Source organism: Bradyrhizobium iriomotense (genome assembly GCF_018129405.1).
Lineage (GTDB): Bacteria > Pseudomonadota > Alphaproteobacteria > Rhizobiales > Xanthobacteraceae > Bradyrhizobium > Bradyrhizobium iriomotense_B.
The window spans coordinates 1-21,055 of the sequence record NZ_JAFCLP010000032.1; the positions used below are offsets into that span (position 1 = coordinate 1).

Here is a 21,055-nt window from a genome sequence, read left to right on the forward strand (position 1 = left end):
CCACCCGGGCTGGGCCATTCCTCACGGAACGAGACCATTCTAATCCGGTGCGCTAATACAAGGGTGGGCAAAGGCGCCATGCGCCGTGCCCACCATTCGTTTCCATTGGCATAGAGGTGGTGGGCACGCTTCCGCCTTCGCTCTTCGAGCTACGGCGGACAAGTCGCTTGGCCCACCCTACGGCACCTGCCATCTGGCAAAAATCCAAATGATTTCAAGCTGGTTTGGCCGCGTCCCTTCCAGCGCCGGATTTCAATTGAACTTTGTTCATTTCCGGGTTACCAATATTGAACAACGTTCAGTTCGTGTGGAGCCCCGCATGCTACGCGCAGGTAACGCGGGCCCGAGAGATCGCCGCCGCCCTCCCTTCAGTTGCCGATCGGCCCCCGTTTGCCGCCCTACAATCTCGCGAAAAATATCTCATCGCCGCGCTCCTCGCTCTGACGCTGGCGGCGCTCTTCGCGCCCGCGCTGCCCGCCTCCGCTTGGCCTATCCCGCATTACGTCGACACCCGCGATTGGCTGGGACTGCCCAACGCCGGCGACGTGCTGAGCAATCTCGCCTTCCTGGCGATGGGGGTCTGGGGTCTGGTGTTGCTGCGTGCCCGTAACGATGCCCCCGTGGGTGTGGGCTGCCTCTTCGTGGGTCTGATCCTCACCTGCGTCGGCTCGATTTTCTATCATCTCGACCCCGACGCGCCGCAGCGGCTGGTGGCCGATCGACTCGGCATGGCGGTGGCGTTCGCGGGCTTTCTGGGCATCGCAGCCTGCGAGCGCGTGAGCATGCGCGCCGGTCAGGCGGTGGTGATGCTGATGATAATTGCGGGCCCGCTCGCGGCCTGGGTGGCACGCGAGAATCTCACGCCATGGGTCGTCGTGCAGTTCGGCGGCATGGCGCTCGCCGTGGGACTGGTGTTGACGCGGCCCCGGCCTGGAGCGATTGGTGTGCCGCTCGGCGGTGTGATTGTCTTCTATGTGCTGGCCAAGCTTTTCGAACTCGGCGACGTCACCGTGTTCGAAGCGACGGGGCATCTTGTCTCTGGCCATACGCTCAAGCATCTCGCCGCCGCGCTGGCGGCCTGGCCGGTGATCAGCAAGCTCCGCGATCATAGGGTGGGTTAGCCCTGGGCTGCGCGAAGCGCAGTCCCTTGGCGTAACCCACCACTTCTGTCACCGCGGAGACCAAAGAGGTGGGTTACGCCCTGCGGACTACGCTTCGCGCAGCCCGCAGGGCTAACCCCACTCTACGAAGTCGCGTTGCTCCGCCCCGTCCCCTCATTGAGCAAGCACGCCACCCGGTGTCCATCACCGGCATCCAGCAGCGCCGGCCGTTCCGTCTTGCACCGCTCCATCGCAAACCGGCAGCGAGTGTGAAACGCGCAGCCTGAGGGCGGATTGACGGGACTCGGCACATCGCCGTCGACCAGCGGCGCGAGCTTCTTCGCGAGCGGATTGGCGATCGGCACCGAGGCGAGCAGGGCCTGCGTATAGGGATGCCTGGGATTGCGGAACAGCTCGTCCTTGTCGGCGATCTCGACGATGCGGCCGAGATACATCACGGCGACGCGGTGGCTGATATGGGCGACCACCGCGAGGTCGTGCGCGATGAAGAGATAGGAAAAGCCGTGCCGGCGCTGCAGGTCGATCAACAGGTTGATGACCTGCGCCTGGATCGAGACGTCGAGCGCGGACACCGGCTCGTCGCAGACGATCAGGCGGGGATCCAGCGCGAGCGCGCGTGCGATGCAGATGCGCTGGCGCTGGCCGCCTGAAAACTGATGCGGGAAGTTGCCCATCTGGTCGGGCCGCAGGCCCACCTGCTCGAACAGCTTTGCGACCCGAGCCTCCAGTTCCTTGCCGGCCGCAAGCCCATGCACGGCCAGCGGCTCGCCGACGATGTCGCCCGCGGTCATGCGCGGGTTGAGCGAGGCGAACGGGTCCTGGAACACGATCTGCATCGATCGGCGATGCGGCCGCAGCGCCGTCTTGGACAGATGCGTAATGTCCTCGCCGTCGAGACGGATCTGTCCCGAAGTCGGCTCGACCAGCCGCAGCACGCTGCGCGCCACCGTCGACTTGCCGCAGCCGGATTCACCGACGAGGCCGAGCGTCTCGCCGGTGCCAAGCGAGAACGAGACGCCATCCACCGCATGCACGGTGCCGACCTGCCGGCGCAGCACGCCGGCACGCACCGGGTAGTGCTTTTTGAGGTCGGTGACTTCGAGCAGCGCCCCGGTCATGCCACCTCCGCCACTTCTTCCGCGCGCCAGCACGCCGCGAGATGGCCGCCGCCCCAATCGGCCAGCGGCGGATATTCGGCCTCGCAGCGCTTGATCGCGAGCTTGCAGCGCGGCGCGAAGGCGCAGCCTTGCGGCAGCCGCACCAGCGAGGGCACGGTGCCGGGAATTTCGTTTAGGCGCGCCTGTGCGGGGACGCCGGAAGCCGGTACGGCCGGGATCGAGGCCATCAGTCCGCGCGTATAGGGGTGCTTCGGCGCTGCGAACAGCGCCTCGACGGATGCTTCCTCGACCTTCCGGCCCGCATACATCACGATCACGCGCTGCGCGGTCTGCGCGACCACGCCAAGATCGTGCGTGATCAGCACAAGCCCGGTGCCGAGCTCCTTCTGCAGATCGAGGATCAGCGCCAGAATCTGCGCCTGGATGGTGACGTCCAGCGCCGTGGTCGGCTCGTCCGCGATCAGCAGCGCCGGCCGGCACGCCAGCGCCATCGCGATCATCGCGCGCTGGCGCATGCCGCCGGAGAGCTGGTGCGGATATTCGCGCGCGCGCCGCGCCGGTTCGGGGATGCGCACCAGCCGCAGCATCTCGACGGCGATAGCTTGCGCTTCCTTGGACGAGATGTTCCGGTGCAGCCGCACGGCCTCGACGATCTGATCGCCGATCCGCATCACCGGATTGAGCGAGGTCATCGGCTCCTGGAAGATCATCGAGATGCGGTTGCCCCTGACGGCGCGCATCTGCGCTTCATCCAGCGCCAGCAGCTCGGTGCCTTCGAGCGTCACGGAGCCGCCGACGATCCGGCCGGGCGGATCCGGTACGAGCCGCATCAGGGAGAGCGCGGTCACGCTCTTGCCGCAGCCGGACTCGCCGACGATCGCCAGCGTCTCGCCGCGCTTCACGGTGAAGGAGACGTCGTCGACGGCCTTGAACAGGCCGGAGTTGGTGAAGAACACCGTCTTCAGGTTCTTCACCTCGAGCACGATATCGGATTTTTGTGCCATCAGCCGCGCTGCCGGGGATCGAGGATGTCGCGCAGGGCGTCGCCGAACAAATTGGCGCCGAATACGGCGAGGCTGATCGCGATGCCAGGGAAGATCACCAGCCACGGCGCGGTGCGGACATATTCGGCGGCGGATTCGGAGAGCATGCGGCCCCATGACGGATAAGGCTCGGGAATGCCGAGGCCGAGGAAGGAGAGCGAGGCTTCGGTCAGGATGGTCGAGCCGAGCTGGGCGGTGGCGAGCACGATCAGCGGCGCCAGCGTGTTCGGCAGCACATGGCGGAGCGCGATCCGCATCTCGCTCATGCCGATCGACTTGGCCGCTTCGACGAAGGGCTGCTCGCGCAGCGCCAGCGTGTTGGCCCGGATGACGCGTGACACGGTCGGGATCAGCGGAATGGCGATGGCGATGATCACGTTCGGCAAGGACGGGCCGAGCGCCGCCGTCATGATCAGCGCCAGGACCAGCAGCGGCAGCGCCTGGAGCACGTCGGAGACGCGCTGGAACACCAGATCGACCCAGCCGGAGAGATAACCGGAGGTGAGCCCGACGATCACGCCGATCGTGCCGCCGAGCGCGGTCGAGCCGATGCCGACCGCCAGCGAAATGCGCGCGCCGTGGATGATGCGGCTGAACACGTCGCGGCCGAATGAGTCTGTCCCCATCCAGTGCGCCAGACTCGGGCGCGCCAGCGCGCGGGCGGAATCGACCGTGAGGGGATCATAGCGCGCGATGAAGTCGGCAAAGATCGCCGTGAGCACGAACACCGTCATGATGACGAGTCCCGCCGCGCCCAGCACATGCCGCTGCGCCATGAACAGCACACGCCGCCAGCCCCCGGTCGCATGCGCCCCGGCGCGCCTCAGTTCAACGTCGAAGTCGATCGCGGCCAAGCTGATCTCCTAATCCGTGTACCTGATCCGCGGATCGAACACCGCGTAGAGCATGTCGACGGTGAAATTCGCGAATACCACCACGACGGCAATGAACATCACGAGGTTCTGCACGATCGGATAGTCGCGCCAGCGGATCGCCTCGACCAGGAAGCGTGCGACGCCGGGGATGTTGAACACGGTCTCGGTGACGATCAGGCCGCCGATCAGGAACGCCGCTTCGATGCCGATTACGGTGATGACGGGCAGGATCGCGTTCTTCAGCGCGTGGTGATAGTTCACCGCAACCTCGGAGGCGCCCTTGGCGCGCGCGGTGCGGATATAATCCTGCCGCAGCACTTCGAGCATCGAGGATCGCGTGATGCGCATGGTCAGCGCCGCGCTGCGGAAGCCGACGGCGGCGGCCGGCACGGCGTAGGTCGCAAAGGCCTCGAGCCACGTGGCCGGATTGGGATTGAAGATCGGCATCTGGCCGAACATCGCCACCGACGCGGTGAGGATGAGCAGGCCGAGCCAGAACGAGGGCAGCGACAAGCCGCTGAGACTGACGACGCGCAGCGCGTAATCCAGCCTCGTGCCCTGCTTGACCGCGCTGATGACGCCGAGCGGTATGCCGATCGATGCCGAGAACAGCAGCGCGAGGCCGGCGAGCCGCGCCGTGATCGGAATCCGCGGCAGGATCTCCTGCAGCGCGGGCTTCTCGGAGACGTAGGAGTAACCAAAGTCGCCGCGCAGAAAACCGCTGATCCAGTGCCAATATTGCACGATCAGCGGCCGGTCGATGCCGAGCTCCTTCTCCAGATTGGCCTTGTCGGCGGGGTCGACATAGCCGGCCGCAGCAAACAGGATATCGACGATGTTGCCGGGCACGATGCGCAGCAGGAAGAAGATGACGACCGAGATCCCGAACAGGGTCACGAGCATCAGGAACAGGCGCCGCACAAGATAGGCAAACATTTCGCGCCCTCCCGTCGAGTCGTTAGCGCGCTACTTGTCCATCCAAACGTCTTCGTACCGGTATCCATTATATGAGCTGTTCGACATCACAGTCACGCCCTTGACGTAGGGCTGCCAGCAGGTGCCGGTGCGCGCGTGGAAGATGATCGGGCGGGCCACGTCCTCCTGCAACTTCTTGTCGATGTCCCACACCAGTTTCTTGCGTTTGGCGATATCGGTCTCCTGCGACTGCACGTCGAACAGCTTCTCGATCTCCTTGTTGCAATAGTTGGTGTAGTTGCGCTCGGAGCCGCAGGAATAGTTCTCGTAGAAGGACTGGTCGGGGTCGTCCACCGCATTGCCGGTGAGATTGAGTCCGATCATGTAATCCTTGCGCGCGACCTTCGGGAACCAGTTGGCGGTTTCCACCACGTCCAGCTCGCCGTCGATATAGATGCTCTTGAGCTGGTCGATCAGGATCACCGCGGGATCGCGATAGATCGGGATGTTGCGCGTGGAGACCTTCACGGCGAGATGTTTGTCTGGGCCATAGCCGGCCTTCTGCATAAGCTTCTTCGCCTCCTCGCGATTGGCCTTCACGTCGGGTCCGTAGCCGGGGATTGTCTCCAGCATCTCCTTCGGCATGCCCCACAGCCCGTTCGGCGGCGGCAGCAGGGTGCCGCCGACATCGCCCTGGCCCTCGAACATGATCGAAATGAAGGCCTTGCGGTCGAGCGCCAGCGCCATGGCGCGGCGGATGTCGATGTTGTCGAACGGCGGCGCGCTCGAATTGACGATGATGTTGGTGGCGACGTTGTTGGGCTCGACCACGCAGACCGCGTTCGGCGCCTGCGATTTCACGTCCTTCAGCAGCGGAATGCTCACCTCGGTCGGGAACGTCATGTCGAATTTGCCGGCGACGAAGGCGAGGATCGCGGTCGAGCGGTTCGGAATGATGGTGAACTCGATGCCGTCGAGATAGGGCCGGCCCTTGCGCCAGTAATCCGTGTTGCGCGTCAGCTTGATCGATTCATTGGCCTTGAACTCGACGAATTTGAACGGGCCGGTGCCGATCGGGTGCGTGCGCATGTCGCCGGGCGAGACATGGCAGGGATAGACCGGCGTATAGCCGGAGGCGAGCAGTGCCAGCAGTGACGGCTGCGGCCGCTTCAGGTTGAACGAGACCTCGAAATCGCCATTGGTCGAGATGTCGTTGACCTGCTCGTACCAGGTCTTGCGCGGGTTCTGCCGGAATTTCTGCTGCGACTTGCCCATCAGCATCTCGAAGGTGCATTTGACGTCGGCGGAGGTGAACGGCTTGCCGTCGTGCCATTTGACGCCCTGGCGCAGCTTGAAGGTCAGGGTCTTGTTGTCGTTCACCCAGGCCCAGCTCTCGGCGAGATCCGGGATGATGTTGTCCATCCTGTTCTGCGCCTCGTCCTGCTTGTAGATGACGAGGTTGTTGAACACGGGCATGAAGGGAACATTGAGCGAGTAGGTCGCGCCTTCATGGATCGAGGCATTGCCGGGGCTGTCGCGGTGGTACATCCGCAGGATGCCGCCCTGTTTGGGGGCGCCGGCGAATGCAATGGTCGAAAACGCCAGCAAAGATAGCGCCGCCGTCGCGGCGAGCGCCCGCACGCTCCGCATCCTCGTCCTCCCTGGACCAACGGCCTTTTCCGGCCTGTTTGTCAGGACGATAGCCGACGCGCGTGGAGGGAGGCAACCGGCAAGGCTGCTCACTCTCTTGGCAATTCGGATGACGTAAGGCCGCAGGCCGTTTCACACTTTCATAATGTGAGAGTGCAGGTGCGAACAGACGGTTCCTGGGCGGATGTTGTGCGCAGCTGCACTAACCAACTCCGCTGTCGTCCCGGCGAAGGCCGGGACCCATAACCCCAGGGAGAAGTTTGGCGAGGATTGGTCGCTCGGGATTGGCAGCGCCCACGATCGATAGATCACGCGGTATGGGTCCCGGCCTTCGCCGGGACGACATCGAATTTGTGGCGACCTGCGTGCCAAAGAGCCGCACGCTACAACGTCTCACACAATCCGCGACGTCTTGTTCCCCCAGTACCGGTCCCGCAGCAGCCGCTTGTACAGCTTGCCCGTCGGCAGGCGCGGCAGTTCCTTCTCGAAATCCACCGAGCGCGGCACCTTCTGCCGCGACAGCGATTGGCCGCAGAACGCGATCAGCTCTTCGGCGAGCGCGGGGCCCGGCACCACGCCCGGCATCGGCTGCACCACCGCCTTCACCTCCTCGCCGAGATCGGGATTGGGCACGCCGAACACCGCGGCATCGGCGACCTTCGGATGGGTGATCAGCAGATTCTCGCATTCCTGCGGATAGATGTTCACCCCGCCCGAGATGATCATGAAGGTGGCGCGATCGGTCAGATACAGGAAGCGGTCCGCGTCGACATAGCCGACGTCACCGACCGTGCTCATGCTGCCGTCGGCCGAGCGCGCCTCCTTCGTCTTCTCCGGATCGTTGAAATATTCGAATGGCGACCCCGTCTTGAACCAGACCTGACCCGGCGTGCCGGTCGGGCACTCCTGCATGTTCTCGTCGAGAATATGGAGGTCGCCGAGCAGCACCTTGCCGACGGTGCCGCGATGGCTAAGCCACTCCTCGCTGTTGCAGGCGGTGAAGCCGAGGCCTTCGGTGGCGCCGTAATATTCGTGGATGATCGGCCCCCACCATTTGATGATGTCGTCCTTGACCAGGGCCGGGCAGGGTGCCGCCGCATGGATTGCGATCTCCAGCGAGGACAGATCGTAGCGCTTGCGCACCTCCTCCGGCAGCTTCAGCATGCGCGAGAACATCGTCGGCACCAGCTGGGTGTGGGTGATGCCCCATTGCTGGACGAGCTGGAGGTAGCGTTCCGGATCGAAGCTCTCCATGATGATCACGGTGCCGCCCATGCGGATCGTGAGGTTCACGGCGGCCTGCGGCGCCGAGTGATAGAGCGGGGCCGGCGATAGGTAGACCATGCCCTCGCGGTAGTGCCACAGCTTGGTGAGGAAATCGAACAGCGGCAGATTGTGCCTGGGCGGCTCCTCCGGCAGCGGCCGCAAAATGCCCTTCGGCCGTCCTGTGGTGCCCGATGAATACAGCATCGCGGTGCCGAGCCACTCGTCGGCGATCGGCGTCTTCGGCAACTCGGCGGTCACTTCGGCAAGGCCGACGATGCGCTCGCTCTCGCCCGGACCATCGGCGACGATGCAGAGCTTGATATCGGGGCAGGCGTTGATCGCCTCGCGCGCGATCTCGAGCTTTGCGACTGACGTGATCAGGATCTTCGACTGGCTGTTGACGAGGAGATAGGCGAGCTCGCCCGGCGTCAGGAAGGAGTTGATGCAGGTGTAGTAGAGACCAGACCGCTCGCCCGCGCCGCAGGCTTCCAGATAGCGCGAATTGTTCTCCATGAAGATCGAGTAGTGGTCGAGCCGTCTCAAGCCGTGCTTGCGGAATAGATGCGCGAGGCGATTGCTGCGCGCTTCCAGCTCGCGATAGGTGACGGCCTCGCCGCTCGCCGCCATGATGAACGCGGGCTGCAGCGGGCGCAGGCGGGCATGGTGACCAGTGTACATCTATCCTCCGGTTTGGATCATGCGGCGAGAAGCAGGATTTCTCTGATGTCGGTGGGACCGGCGATCTTGCGCGGGTTGCGCGGGATCCAGTTCGTGCGCATCGCCTGCTCGGCGATGGCATCGAAATGCTCCGGCAACACGTGCACGTCCGCAAGGCTGCGCGGCATGCCGAGCGAGCGGATGAAGGCATCGAGCACGTCGGCGGCGTCGTGGCCGGGAAAGCCCATTGCGGCGGCGACGATCACCTGCCGCTCGGCGTTGTCGCGCGCGTTCCAGCGCATCACCGCCGGCAGCATGACGCAGGAGGTGTAGCCGTGCGGCACGCCGCAGGCGGCGCCCAGCACGTAGCCGATGCCGTGGCTCGCGCCCATCGGCACGCCGGCGGCGAGCGCGCCCATCGACAGCCAGGTCCCGATCTGCGCATCCATGCGTGCGTCGAGGTCCGATGGGTCGGCCTTCACCCGCGGCAGCGCATCGGCTAGCATGGCAAGGCCCTTGACCGATTGCGCATCGGCATAGGGATGCGTCTCGCGCGAGCAGATCGCCTCGACGCAATGGTCGACGGCGCGGATGCCGGTCGACAGGAACAGCCATTCCGGCGTGTGCACGGTGATGCCGGGGTCGAGGATGGTCGCGCGCGGCACGGTGAGCGGATGCCGCAGCATCTGCTTCACGTTGGTGCTGCGGTCGGTGACGCCGGCGATCGAACTGAACTCGCCGCCGGCGATCGTGGTCGGCACGCTGACCTGGCGCACGGTCGGCGCGTTCATCTCGGGCGCGACGCCTTTGTGCACGCGGACGCGCTCGATGCCGTCGATCGTGTCGATGCCGTTGGCAAGGCAGAGCTGCACCGCCTTGGCGCCGTCGGTGATCGAGCCGCCGCCGACGGTGACGATCAGGTCCGCGCCCGCCTCGCGCGCCGCGTTGGTGGCCGCGATCACCGCCTCGCGCGGCGTGTGCGCCGGCATGGCGTCGAACAGGCCGGCGCAGCGGGAACCCAAAGCTTGCCTGATCTTCTCGATCTCGTCGGTCTGCCGGTTCAGCGTGCCTGATACCATCAGGAAGGCGCGGCGGGTTCCCAGCCGGTCCATCTGCGCGGCGATCGCGCCAGCCGCCGGATGGCCGAACACGACCTCCTCGATCGCGCCGTAAACGACACGTCCCTGGTGCACGCCTGTCCTCCCCGGACAATTCGTCTTGTTTTGTAAGAAGAAGTCTAGCCGAGCCCGCCGCGCCCGTCATGCGCGAAGACGCTGGCCGCTTCTTCTCCCTCTCCGCCTGCGAGGAGAGGGTTGCGCTGAGGGGCTCTCCGCGAGGGAGGTGAGAGCTCGGCCCGCGGAGACTCCCCCTCACCCGGATCGCATCTTGCGATGCGCTCCGGCCTCTCCCGCACGCGGAGAGAGGCGAAGAAGGCGCCGCGTGCGCAGCCACCTCCCTGCCTGTCAACCCGTCAACCGGTCAGGGCATGCGGCGGGGCATTGCGCGCGTATTGGTCTTGAAGAGTTCATCATTGCCGCCCATGTTGTGTCCCCCGCGAGCAGGCGCGTACCCTGCATTTTCCGCGGCTTTTGATGCGAGGACCTGGGATGACTGGACCGGACGGAAGCGAGCCATTTGTCAAAAAGCACGATTTCGTTCAGATGCGGCATTATGCAATAGCGGGCCTGCTCACTGCAGCATTCGTGCTCGCCGGCTGCGGGCAGCCGACTTCGCAAGCATCTGCTCCGCCGCCCGCGCCGGTGACCGTCGCCCAGCCGGTCAAGCGCACTGTCACCGATTGGGATGAATTCACCGGCCGCTTCGAGGCGGTCGAGGAGGTGCAGGTGCGCCCGCGCGTCGGCGGCTTCGTCAACTCGGTGGAATTCCAGGACGGCGCCATCGTGCGTCAGGGCGATCTGCTCTACGTCATCGACCCGCGCCCGTTCGAGGCGGTGGCCGAGCAGGCCGACGGCCAGCTCTCCGATGCGCGCGCCAGGGTCGAGCTTGCCAAGCGCGAGCTCGACCGCGGCCTGAACCTGGTGCAGACCAGCGCCGTGTCCGAGCAGGTCGTCGACCAGCGGCGCCAGGCCCTGCAGGCTGCGCACGCGGCGGTGACGCAGGCCGAGGGCGTGCTGAAGGCCGCGCGGCTCAACATCGAGTTCACGCATGTCACCGCGCCGCTCACCGGTCGCGTCAGCCGGCATCTCGTCAGCCCCGGCAATCTCGTGCAGGGCAGCGATACCGGCACCTCGACGCTGCTCACCTCGATCGTCGCGCTCGATCCGATCTACGTCTATTTCGACATGGATGAGGCGACCTTCATCAAATACAGCAAGCTTTGGTTCGAAGGTAAGCGCCCGAGTTCGCGCGACACGGCGAACCCGGTGCAGGTGTCGCTCGCCGGCGAGACCAAGCCGTCGCATGAAGGCACCATCAACTTCCTCGACAACCGCCTCGACGTCTCCACCGGCACGTTGCGCAGCCGCGCCGTCATCAAGAACACCGATCTGTCGATCCTGCCCGGCCAGTTCGGCCGCGTCCGCCTGATCGGCAGCGCGCCCTACGAAGCCCTGCTGATCCCGGATGTCGCTATTGCCACCGACCAGTCCCGCAAGATCGTGTTCGTGGTCAAGCCTGATGACACCGTCGAAGCGCGCCCCGTCGTGCTCGGGCCGCTCGACGAAGGCCTGCGCGTGATCCGCGAAGGCCTGAAGGCTGACGATCGTGTCATCGTCAACGGCATCCAGCGCGCCCGCGTCGGCGCCAAGGTCGCCCCCCAGACCGCGCAAGCCCCGGCTGGTGGCAAGTCATGAATCTCGGCCGTCTCTCCATCAACCAGCCCATCCTGGCGATGGTGCTGTCGATCGTGCTCTTGATCGTCGGCGCGCTCGCCTACACCACGCTGCCGGTCTCCGAATATCCGCAGGTGGTGCCGCCCACTGTCGTCGTCACCACGCAATATCCCGGCGCCTCCGCGCAGACCGTGTCCGACACGGTCGCAGCTCCCATCGAGCAGGAGATCAACGGCGTCGAGGACATGCTGTATCTCTACAGCCAGGCGACCTCGAACGGCCAGCTCACCATCACCGTCACCTTCAAGCTCGGCACCGATCTCGACAAGGCCCAGGTGCTGGTGCAGAACCGCGTCGCGATCGCGCAGCCGCGGCTGCCTGAAGAAGTGCAGCGCAACGGCGTCACGACCCGCAAGAACTCGCCCGACATCCTGATGGTCGTGTTCATGCTGTCGCCGGACGACACGTTCGACCAGCTCTACATCTCCAACTACGCGCTGCTCCAGGTCCGCGACCAGCTCTTGCGCATCGACGGCGTCGGCGACATCCAGATTTTTGGCGCGCGCGACTATTCGATGCGGCTGTGGCTGGATCCTGACCGCATCGCCAATCTTGGCCTGACCTCGACCGAGGTGCTGGCCGCCATCCGCGCCCAGAACGTGCAGATCGCGGGCGGACAGATTGCCGAGCCGCCGATCGCCGACCGCGCCTTCCAGCCGAACCTGACGTTCACAGGACGGCTCAAGGACCAGAAGCAGTTCGAGGACATCCTGATCAAGGCCGGCTCCGACGGCCGCACGGTGCGCCTGCGCGACGTCGCCCGCATCGAGCTCGGCGCGCTCGCCTATTCCACCAACAGCTTCCTGCTGCGCAAATCAGCGGTCGCGATGCTGGTGACGCAGCGCCCGGGGTCGAACGCGCTCGCGACCGCGAAGCACATCTCCGACACCATGACGAAGCTGAAGGAGACGTTCCCGAAAGGCCTCGACTACAACATCGGCTACAACCCGACCGAGTTCATCGCCCAGTCGGTTCACGAGCTGATCAAGACGATCTACGAGGCGATGCTGCTCGTGGTCATCGTGGTGCTGGTGTTCCTGCAGGGATGGCGGCCCGCGATCATCCCGATCATCGCGATCCCGGTCTCGCTGGTCGGCACCTTCGCGGTGATGGCGGCGCTGGGCTTCTCCATCAATAATCTCACTTTGTTCGGGCTCGTGCTCGCGGTCGGTATCGTCGTCGACGACGCCATCGTGGTGGTCGAGAACGTCGAACGCCATCTGGAGCATGGCCTCAGCCGGCGCGATGCCGCGCTGAAGACCATGGAAGAGGTCGGCGGCGCGCTGGTCTCGATCGCGCTGGTGCTGTGCGCGGTGTTCGTGCCGACCGCATTCCTCGGCGGCATCTCCGGCCAGTTCTTCCAGCAATTCGCCGTCACCATTGCGGTCGCAACCGCGATCTCCTGCTTCTGCTCGCTGACGCTGTCGCCGGCGCTGGCCTCGCAGATCCTCACGCCGCATGAGGAGAAGCGGCCGCCGGCGAGCTGGAATGTCATCGCGCGCGGCTGGAATGCCTTCACCGGCGTGTTCAACCGCGTGTTCGACCGGCTCTCGCACGGCTATGCCGGCCTTGCCAATTTCGTGATCCGGCACTCTGTGGTGATGCTCCTGATCTACGTCGTGCTGATCGGCAGCGCCGGCTGGCTGATCGTGACCACGCCGCAGGGCTTCATTCCGGCGCAGGATCGCGGCTACGTCATCATATCAGTGCAATTGCCGGGCGCGGCTTCGCTGGCGCGCACCACCGAGGTCGTGCGCGAGATCGAACGGATCTCGCTGGATACGCCCGGTATCGTCCGCGTCGCGGCCTTCGCCGGCTTCTCCGGCGCCACACGCACGCAGGCCGGCAATGCCGCGGCGCTGTTCCCGGTTTTCGACGAGCCCGAGGTGCGGATGAAGAAGGGATTGTCTGCGAACGCCATCACGGTCGAGCTGCGCAAGCGCCTGTCCGCGATCCAGGGCGCCTTCATCATCGTGATTCCGCCGCCGGCCGTGCCTGGCATCGGCACCGGCGGCGGCTTCACCATCCGCATCCAGGACCGTCAGGGCCGAGGGCCTGAGCTGCTCGCCGCGGCCACCGACGAGCTTGTCGCCGCGGCGCGCAAATCGCCGTCGCTGCTCGGCCCCACGGTGTTCTCCCCGTTCTCGGCCAACACGCCGCAGCTCTTCGTCGACATCGACCGCACCAAGGCGCAGAAGCTCGGCGTGCCCATCGCCAACATCAACGACACGATCCAGACCTATTTCGGATCGACCTATGTCAACGACTTCAACCTGTTCGGCCGCACCTACCACGTCACTGCGCAGGCGGACTTCCCGTTCCGCAAAGAATCTAGCGATCTCTCACGCCTGCGCACCCGCAACGCCTCCGGCGACATGGTGATGCTCGGCAGCGTGGTCGAGTTCAAGGACGTCTCGGGCCCGGACCGCGTCGCGCGCTACAACCTCTATGCGGCGTCCGAGCTGCAGGGCGAGCCGGCGCCGGGCACCAGCTCGACCACCGCCCTCAACACCATCAAGAAGCTCGCCGACGACACCCTGCCGAGCGGCTTCACCTTCGAATGGACCGATCTGTCGTATCAGCAGGTCACCGGCGGCAATGCGGGCCTGCTCGTATTCCCGATCTGCGTGCTGTTCGTCTATCTCGTGCTCGCCGCGCAATATGGCAGCTGGACGTTGCCGTTTGCGGTGATCCTGATCGTGCCGATGTGCCTGCTCGCTGCCACCATTGGCGTCCGCCTCATGGGGCAGGACGTCAACATCCTCACCCAGATCGGCTTCGTCGTGCTGGTGGGACTGGCGGCGAAGAACGCGATCCTGATCGTCGAGTTCGCGCGCGACATCGAGAACGAAGGCAAGCCGCGGCTGGAGGCCGTGATCGACGCCTGCCGCCTGCGCCTGCGGCCGATCCTGATGACCTCCTTCGCCTTCATCCTCGGCGTCTTGCCGCTGGTGATCTCGACCGGCTCCGGCTCGGAGATGCGCCAGGCCGTCGGCGTCGCCGTCTTCTTCGGCATGATCGGCGTCACCCTGTTTGGGCTTCTGTTCACGCCGATCTTCTATGTGGTGGTGCGGAACCTGGCGGAGGGACGGCGGGACAAGAAGCCGGAGGTGGCGGCCTGATCATTGTTGCCGCTGGCGTATCCACATCCCCTATGTCGTCCCGGACAAGCGCAAGCGCAGATCCGGGACCCATACCCCCAGGGAGTGGTTTGGCGACGACTGGCAACTGCCAGCTAACCCCAAACTCAATCCTGTGGCTATGGGTCCCGGATCAGCGCTCCGCCCTGGACAACGCTACGCGTTGCCAAGAGCTGCGCTTGTCCGGGACGACACCGATCGCGTGGCGCGCCCTCCATACTAACGACCAACATGAAACGGATGGGCACACGCGGGGTTCTTCCCTAATATCCGCGCGATTTCAAAACAGAAAACTGCTGGGAGCCAACAGATGAAATCAGTCCTTTTGACCGCTGTCGCAACCTCGGCCCTGCTGCTGGCAGCGCCGGCGTCCGCGCAGGGGGTCAAGATCGGCATCCTCAACGACCAATCCGGCGTCTACGCCGATTACGGCGGCAAATGGTCGGTCGAAGCGGCCAGGATGGCGATCGAGGACTTTGGCGGCGAGGTGCTCGGCCAGAAGATCGAGCTCGTCACCGCCGACCACCAGAACAAGCCTGACCTCGCGAGCTCGATCGCGCGGCGCTGGTACGACGTCGAGAACGTCGACATGATCACGGAGCTGACGACCTCCTCAGTCGCACTCGCGATCCACGAGCTCTCCAAGGAAAAGAAGAAGATCGACATCGTCGTCGGTGCCGCGACTTCGCGCCTCACCGGCGATGCCTGCCAGCCCTACGGTTTCCACTGGGCCTATGACACCCGCGCGCTCGGCGTCGGCACCGGCGGTGCGCTGACAAAAGCCGGCGGCGACACCTGGTTCTTCCTCACCGCCGACTACGCCTTCGGCTACGCGCTGGAGAAGGACACCGCCGAGATCGTCACCGCCAATGGCGGCAAGGTGCTCGGCTCGGTGCGCGTGCCGCTCAACTCCTCGGATTTCTCCTCCTTCCTGCTGCAGGCGCAGAGCTCGAAGGCGAAGATCGTCGGCCTCGCCAATGCCGGCCTCGACACCACCAACTCGATCAAGCAGGCGTCCGAATTCGGCATTGTCGCCAGCGGCCAGAAGCTCGCCGGCCTGTTGATGACGCTCGCCGAGGTGAACGGCCTCGGCCTCCAGGCCGCGCAAGGCCTGGTGCTCACCGAGGGCTATTACTGGGATCTCAACGACAAGACCCGCAATCTCGGCGAACGCTTCCTCAAGCGCACCGGCCGGATGCCGAGCATGATCCATGCCGGCACCTATTCGGCGACGCTGAGCTACCTGAAGGCCGTCAAGGCCGCCGGCACCAAGGACCCGGATGCGGTCGCCAAGAAACTGAAGGAGTTGCCGGTCGACGACGACTTCGCGCAGGGCGGCAAGGTGCTCGAGAACGGCCGCATGGTTCACGACATGTACCTGTTCGAGGTCAAGAAGCCCTCGGAGTCGAAGAAGCCCTGGGACTATTACAAGCTCCTCGCCACCGTCCCCGGCGACAAGGCCTTCTTCACCGCCAAGGAAAGCGGCTGCCCGCTGACGAAGTGAGGTATCGTCGTCCTGGCGAAAGCCAGGACCCATTACCCCGACTGGATGTTATCGAAACAAGCTGAGGCCACCATTGTGCCCATAACCACGTCCTGTGGTTATGGGTCCTGGCCTTCGCCAGGACGACACTGAATGTGTGGCGGCGCAGCCCGCCTCACACCAACCGCAACACCACCGCGCCCAGTGCCCCCGCCCACAGCGCCATGGCGGCGAGCGCCTGGATCGCAAATCCCGGGCCGCGTTTTGCCGCGGCCTGCGAATAGCCGATGAAATAGACGACGCGGCCGATGATCCAGACCGCCCCGAGTCCCGCTGCAATCGCGTCGCTGATATAGGCCGCGAACAGCCAGAGCGCCGGCAAGACAATCGGCATCCACTCCAGCGTGTTCATCTGGATGCGGAAGGCGCGCTCGAAATCCGGATGGCCCGACATCGCCGGCACCTTGACACCGGTCCTGGTGCGCGAGCGCGAGACGTTGATGCTGGTGAAGAAATAAAATGCGATCGCCAGCAGCGTGACGAGGGCGGTGAGATGATACATCGCGAATTTCCCCAGAGCGTTTTCCAGCGAAGTGGATACCGGTTCGCGTAAAGGAAACGCGTCAAAACTAGAATCCAGGCAGACCGCGCTTCAATACCCGGTCAGCTCGAGATAGCCAACGCCGTCATGTGTGCCGGCAAAGCTGATCGGCCCTTCCCAATAGGAGAAGCCGGTTCCCATCCAGGCGTTTGGATTGAGCGGCTTGCACAGAATCGAGAACGAGCGCGAGGGGATCGCGATCTGCCATTCCACCGGCAGCTTGCGTCCCGCAACCTCGGCCGTCGCCTTCGGCATCATCTGGATATCGCTGCCCGCAATCATCTGCGTCTCGCCGGCGGCGCTGATCCAGTTGCCGAACGGATAATTCTGGTCATCCTTCTGCCGCAGCCGGTACAGCATCAGCTTGTCGCCGGATGCAAGATGCAGCGACAGCCAGTCCCAGCCGGTCTGATCAGTGTCGAGTGGCTGGCTGCTCCATTCGCGGTCCATCCAGCCCTGGCCTGTGACATCGACCGGCTTGTCGTCGATGCTGAGCGTGCCGCGCGCACGGTAGAACGGTTGGCTGTAGTAGTACGACGCCTGCCCGCGCTCCGATTTGCGGCTGAAGCCGCGATCGCCCTGCAGCACTACCGGACGATCGGCCTCCAGCGTCAGCGCGTAGCTGAAGTCTGTACCGGAGGCCTTCAGCGTCAGCGGCGCCAGCGTGCGATCAACCGTGCGCTCAGACCCTTTCATCTCCCAATCGTCGATCCAGGCCGCGAATGGCTTTGCCGTGACGCCGGCCTGTCCGATGCCGCCGCGCGAGAACAGCTCGTTGAAGCGATGCGTGCCGGCGCGCGTCACCGCCGCATGCGCCATCCAGATCTGCTGATTGGCCCAGCCCTCGCCTTGGGGCCCCGGCTGCGCCGCCTGGCGGAACAGCGTCCATTGCAGGCCGCAAGGAGCTCCGCTGCTGTCGACGAGGTTCGCCGTGAGATACCACCACTCGATACGAAACTCCGGATGCGGGCCGTGATCGGCAGGGAAGGTGAATGTCTTTCCTGGCGTCACCTTCGCAAACCCGTCGGCGGTCTCGCCGAGTCCGGCATAGCCCTGCGCACTCGCACGACGCGCGAGCGCGAGTGCGGCGAAGCCGCAGGCAAAGGTGCGCCGTGAAATCCTGTCAGCGCTCATTGGCAAACACCTTGACGAGGTTCGCCGGCTGCATCCGCGCCAGCCGCAGCATCGGCAGCAGTGCGGCAAGCAGCGAGGCGAGCAGCGCGACCGCGACCAGCTCGATCAGCTGCAGCGGAAACACATGGAACGGCAGCCGCCAGCCGAACGCTTTCACGTTGACGATCGCAATCAGGCACCACGCCACCAGAAGTCCAAGCGGCACGGCCAGCAGCGCCGTGAACAGCGCGACCGACAGCGTCTTGGTCAATTCGATCGCGGCGAGGCGCGGCCGCGTCAGGCCGACCGCCCACAGCGGCGCGAGCTGCGGCAGTCGGGAATTCGCCAGCGTCAGCAGGCTGGTGAGCAGCGCGATGCCGGCGACGCCGAGCGTGAACGCGTTCAGGGCCGAGGTGACCGCAAAGGTGCGGTTGAAGATGCGGATCGATTCCGCCTTCACCGTCGCCTGGTCCGCGACGCTGCGGTCGTCGAGCGCAAACTGCTTCTGCAAGGCTGCGATCAAACCCGGGATCTTGTCGTGCGCGACGATCAGTCCGATCCGCGTCTGCGGCGTTTGCGGAAAATGCCGGATCAGCGCCGCGACGTTCACCGCGAGCTGGCCCTTTGGATTGCCGTAGTCGGCATAGATGCCGACGATGTCGAGTTCCCAGGCCCCGCCCGGCGCCGGCACCTCGATCACGTCGCCGACGCGAACGTTGAGGCGGCGGCTCAGCTGCTCGCTGATGAAAGCGGCATTGCCCGGCACGAGCTGCGTCCAGGCGCGCGGCGCGGTTTCTAGCAACGGCCAGCGCTCGCGATAGAGCGCGTGATCGGGCAGGCCGAGCAACTCCACCGGCTGGCCCTGGATCTGCGCCTCCGCACGTCCACCCGACAGGATGGCCTGAACCTCGCTGCGCTCCTTCAGCCAGTTACGGATCGCAACGCCTTGCGCATTGTCGGAGGCGCTGATGTAGACGTCGGCCGCGAGCCGCCCGTTGAGCCAGCCGATGAAGGTGCGGCTGAAGGTTTCCACCATGGTGGACACCCCGACATTGACGGCGAGCGCGAGCATCAGCGCCATCAGGGCGAGCGACAGCCCGGAGAGCTGCTGCCGGCTGTCGGCCCAGAACCATAGCGCGATCGGCCCGCGCGCGGTGCGCTGGCCGACGAGCAGGATGATGTCGAGGAACGCTGGCAGGATCAGCGCCGCGCCGAGCATCAGTGCCGCGAGCACGCCGAAACCCGCGATCAGCGATTGTCCGTAGTAAAGCAGCAGCACCGCGACAGCGAACACAGCGCATGCGGCAAGGCTTTGCAGGATCAGCCAGCGCCGCTGCCGCTGCTGCCACGCGCGCGGCTGTGCCGTCGCCAGCACCGGCATCCGGATCGCCTTGATCAGGCTGGTCGCCGCCGCAACAAGGGCGCCCGCAACGCTGATGCCGATGCCGGCGAGCCACCATTCAGGCCGCAAGCTGAGCTGTCCCGGGATCTGCGCGCCATAGAGCCCGCGCAGCGAGGCCGCGACATCGGGCAACAGCGCAGCTGCGATGAAATAGCCGCAGACGAGCCCGATCAGGCCTGCGACCAGCGCCAGTGCCACCAGCTCGATCACCAGCACCGTGTTGACCAGCCGCGCCGAGGCGCCGCAGGCCCGCAACGTGCGCAGCATCGGCAGCCGCTGCTCGAAGGCAAGGCCCACAGCCGAATTGACGATGAACAGGCCGACGAAGAACGAGAGGAGGCCGAAGGCGGTGAGGTTGAGATGGAAACTGTCGGTGAGACGCTCCAGCTCCGTCTCTGCCGTCGGCTCGACCCGCTGCAGCTGTTCGCCGACGACGCTCGCGAGCGGCGCCGGCTTGCCCTTCGGCTTGCCGATCAGGAGACGAGACACCTGGTCCGGTTTGCTCAGGAGCTTCTGCGCCACGCCGATATCGACCACCAGCACATCAGGCACCAGTTGCGGCAGCACGCGTAGCGGCGGCAGCTTTGCGCCGTTGCTGATCTGAGGTGCAGCGCCTTCCGTTTCCTGCAAGTCGGTCAGCGTCTCCTTCGCCACCAATGTCTGGCCCGGCGGAGCGACAAAGCTGCTCAGATCCGAGGCGCCGAGGCGCGGCGCATTGCCGACATCGACCGGCAGCGTCACCGGCTCGATGCCGAGCAGCCGCAGCGAGCGTCCGTTGATCTGGACCCGTCCCTCCAGCACCGGCGACACCGGCCAGCCGGCGCGGCGGAGTTTTACGAACAGCTCCTGCGGAAACGTCGCGGCATTCGGCGCGACCAGCATCGCCGTGCGCACGCCGCCAAAGGTCGCCGCGGCGCGGTCATAGGCGTTGCGGGCCTGCTGGTTGATGGCCTGCACGCCGCTCCACAGCGCGGTCGCCGCGATCAGCCCGATCAGGAGCGTTGCGAACTGCATCCCGTGGCGCCGCCAGTGGCTCAGGAGCACCGCGAGCACCCACAGCGCGCGCTTCATGCGATTCGTCCCGCGTGCAAGGTGAGATGCCGGTCGAGCGTGGCGGCCAGATGCAGGCTGTGCGTCACCATCAGGAAGCCGCAGCCGGTGCGCGCGACGAGGTCGCGTGTCAGCGCCAGCACGTCCTCGGCGGTGTCCTCATCGAGATTCCCGGTCGGCTCGTCCGCGAGCAGCAGCGACGGTTTCGTCGCCAGCGCCCGGCCGATCGCGACCCGTTGCTGCTGGCCGCCTGACAATTGCTCGGGATAACGCTTCAGCAGGTCGCCGAGCCCGAGCCGTTCGATCAGCTCCTTGCTCCAGGCCGCATCATGCCGGCCGGCGATCCGTGCCTGGAAGGCCAGATTGTCCGCGACCGACAGGCTCGGGATCAGGTTGAACTGCTGGAAAACCAGGCCGATCCGGTCGCGCCGGAGCTCTGCACGCCCCGCGTCCGACAGCTTGGTGACCTCGGTATCCTCCAGGCGAATTGTGCCGCTGTCGGCGGCATCGAGGCCCGCGATCAGGTGCAGCAGCGTGCTCTTGCCGCTGCCGGACTCCCCGGTCAGCGCCACGCGCTCGCCGGCCTTAAGGTCAAGGTCGACGCCGCGCAGCACATGGACCGGCTCGCCGGCCGAGGAGAAGGTCTTTGAGAGGTTTCGGATGCTCAGCAAGATCAATGCGCCGGACGGAATTTAACTCAATGTTGCGTAGCACACCTGCCGTGGAAATGCCGGGGTTGCGTTGGCCCCGAAGCCGTTGTTAGCTCCCA

15 protein-coding genes are annotated in these 21,055 nt (G+C 65.3%); 4 read left to right on the plus strand and 11 right to left on the minus strand.

Translation table 11 applies throughout. The annotated features are described in order from the left end of the window. Nucleotides 1-287: 287 nt before the first annotated feature. On the plus strand, nucleotides 288-1,121 hold the full coding sequence (locus JQ592_RS36155; RefSeq protein WP_246820982.1) for a hypothetical protein: 834 nt from the start codon (nucleotides 288-290) through the stop codon (nucleotides 1,119-1,121). 122 nt (nucleotides 1,122-1,243) lie between these two features. Here JQ592_RS36155 and JQ592_RS36160 read toward each other — a convergent pair whose 3' ends face one another. The 7 genes from JQ592_RS36160 to JQ592_RS36190 form a co-directional block, all read right to left on the minus strand. Beyond that, nucleotides 1,244-2,239 carry an ABC transporter ATP-binding protein gene (locus JQ592_RS36160; RefSeq protein WP_211407477.1) on the minus strand — a complete coding sequence of 332 codons (996 nt, stop codon included), beginning with the start codon at nucleotides 2,237-2,239 and terminating at the stop codon, nucleotides 1,244-1,246. Further along, a complete protein-coding gene (locus tag JQ592_RS36165; protein ID WP_211407478.1) occupies nucleotides 2,236-3,243 on the minus strand; it encodes an ABC transporter ATP-binding protein in 1,008 nt (335 codons plus the stop codon). Before JQ592_RS36165 ends, JQ592_RS36160 begins: the two co-directional genes overlap by 4 nt. Further along, nucleotides 3,243-4,136 (minus strand): ABC transporter permease, encoded by an 894-nt coding sequence (locus tag JQ592_RS36170; RefSeq protein ID WP_211407479.1) that lies wholly within the window; start codon nucleotides 4,134-4,136, stop codon nucleotides 3,243-3,245. The genes JQ592_RS36165 and JQ592_RS36170 overlap by 1 nt, the downstream gene beginning before the upstream one ends. A gap of 9 nt (nucleotides 4,137-4,145) precedes the next feature. Continuing rightward, complete coding sequence (locus tag JQ592_RS36175) at nucleotides 4,146-5,093, minus strand: ABC transporter permease (RefSeq protein WP_211407480.1); 948 nt, start codon at nucleotides 5,091-5,093, stop codon at nucleotides 4,146-4,148. A gap of 30 nt (nucleotides 5,094-5,123) precedes the next feature. Further along, nucleotides 5,124-6,722: an ABC transporter substrate-binding protein gene (locus tag JQ592_RS36180; protein ID WP_211407481.1), complete on the minus strand. Its 1,599-nt coding sequence runs from the start codon at nucleotides 6,720-6,722 to the stop codon at nucleotides 5,124-5,126. Nucleotides 6,723-7,115: 393 nt separating this feature from the next. Continuing rightward, nucleotides 7,116-8,666, minus strand: coding sequence for an AMP-binding protein (locus JQ592_RS36185; protein WP_211407482.1), 1,551 nt, complete (start codon nucleotides 8,664-8,666; stop codon nucleotides 7,116-7,118). Between the two features lie 17 nt (nucleotides 8,667-8,683). After that, entirely contained in the window at nucleotides 8,684-9,838 is a 1,155-nt protein-coding gene (locus JQ592_RS36190) for an iron-containing alcohol dehydrogenase (RefSeq protein WP_211407483.1), read from the minus strand. Between the two features lie 414 nt (nucleotides 9,839-10,252). Between JQ592_RS36190 and JQ592_RS36195 the strand changes: the two genes are divergently transcribed. From JQ592_RS36195 to JQ592_RS36205, 3 genes are all read left to right on the plus strand, one after another. Continuing rightward, nucleotides 10,253-11,458, plus strand: a complete 1,206-nt coding sequence (locus JQ592_RS36195; RefSeq protein ID WP_211407484.1) for an efflux RND transporter periplasmic adaptor subunit — start codon at nucleotides 10,253-10,255, stop codon at nucleotides 11,456-11,458. Next, a complete protein-coding gene (locus JQ592_RS36200) occupies nucleotides 11,455-14,619 on the plus strand; it encodes an efflux RND transporter permease subunit (protein ID WP_211407485.1) in 3,165 nt (1,054 codons plus the stop codon). The genes JQ592_RS36195 and JQ592_RS36200 overlap by 4 nt, the downstream gene beginning before the upstream one ends. Before the next feature lie 328 nt (nucleotides 14,620-14,947). Further along, nucleotides 14,948-16,141, plus strand: a complete 1,194-nt coding sequence (locus JQ592_RS36205; RefSeq protein WP_211407486.1) for an ABC transporter substrate-binding protein — start codon at nucleotides 14,948-14,950, stop codon at nucleotides 16,139-16,141. A 154-nt stretch (nucleotides 16,142-16,295) separates the two neighbouring features. Here the strand turns inward: JQ592_RS36205 and JQ592_RS36210 are convergent, their stop codons facing one another. From JQ592_RS36210 to JQ592_RS36225, 4 genes are all read right to left on the minus strand, one after another. Then, complete coding sequence (locus JQ592_RS36210; RefSeq protein ID WP_211407487.1) at nucleotides 16,296-16,682, minus strand: MAPEG family protein; 387 nt, start codon at nucleotides 16,680-16,682, stop codon at nucleotides 16,296-16,298. A gap of 90 nt (nucleotides 16,683-16,772) precedes the next feature. Continuing rightward, the gene (locus JQ592_RS36215) at nucleotides 16,773-17,855 is read right to left on the minus strand and encodes a lipocalin-like domain-containing protein (RefSeq protein WP_211407488.1); all 1,083 of its coding nucleotides are present in this window, start codon (nucleotides 17,853-17,855) and stop codon (nucleotides 16,773-16,775) included. Next, nucleotides 17,845-20,307 (minus strand): ABC transporter permease, encoded by a 2,463-nt coding sequence (locus JQ592_RS36220; RefSeq protein WP_211407489.1) that lies wholly within the window; start codon nucleotides 20,305-20,307, stop codon nucleotides 17,845-17,847. Before JQ592_RS36220 ends, JQ592_RS36215 begins: the two co-directional genes overlap by 11 nt. Then, nucleotides 20,304-20,957 (minus strand): ABC transporter ATP-binding protein, encoded by a 654-nt coding sequence (locus tag JQ592_RS36225; RefSeq protein ID WP_211407490.1) that lies wholly within the window; start codon nucleotides 20,955-20,957, stop codon nucleotides 20,304-20,306. The genes JQ592_RS36220 and JQ592_RS36225 overlap by 4 nt, the downstream gene beginning before the upstream one ends. Between the last annotated feature and the right edge of the window lie 98 nt (nucleotides 20,958-21,055).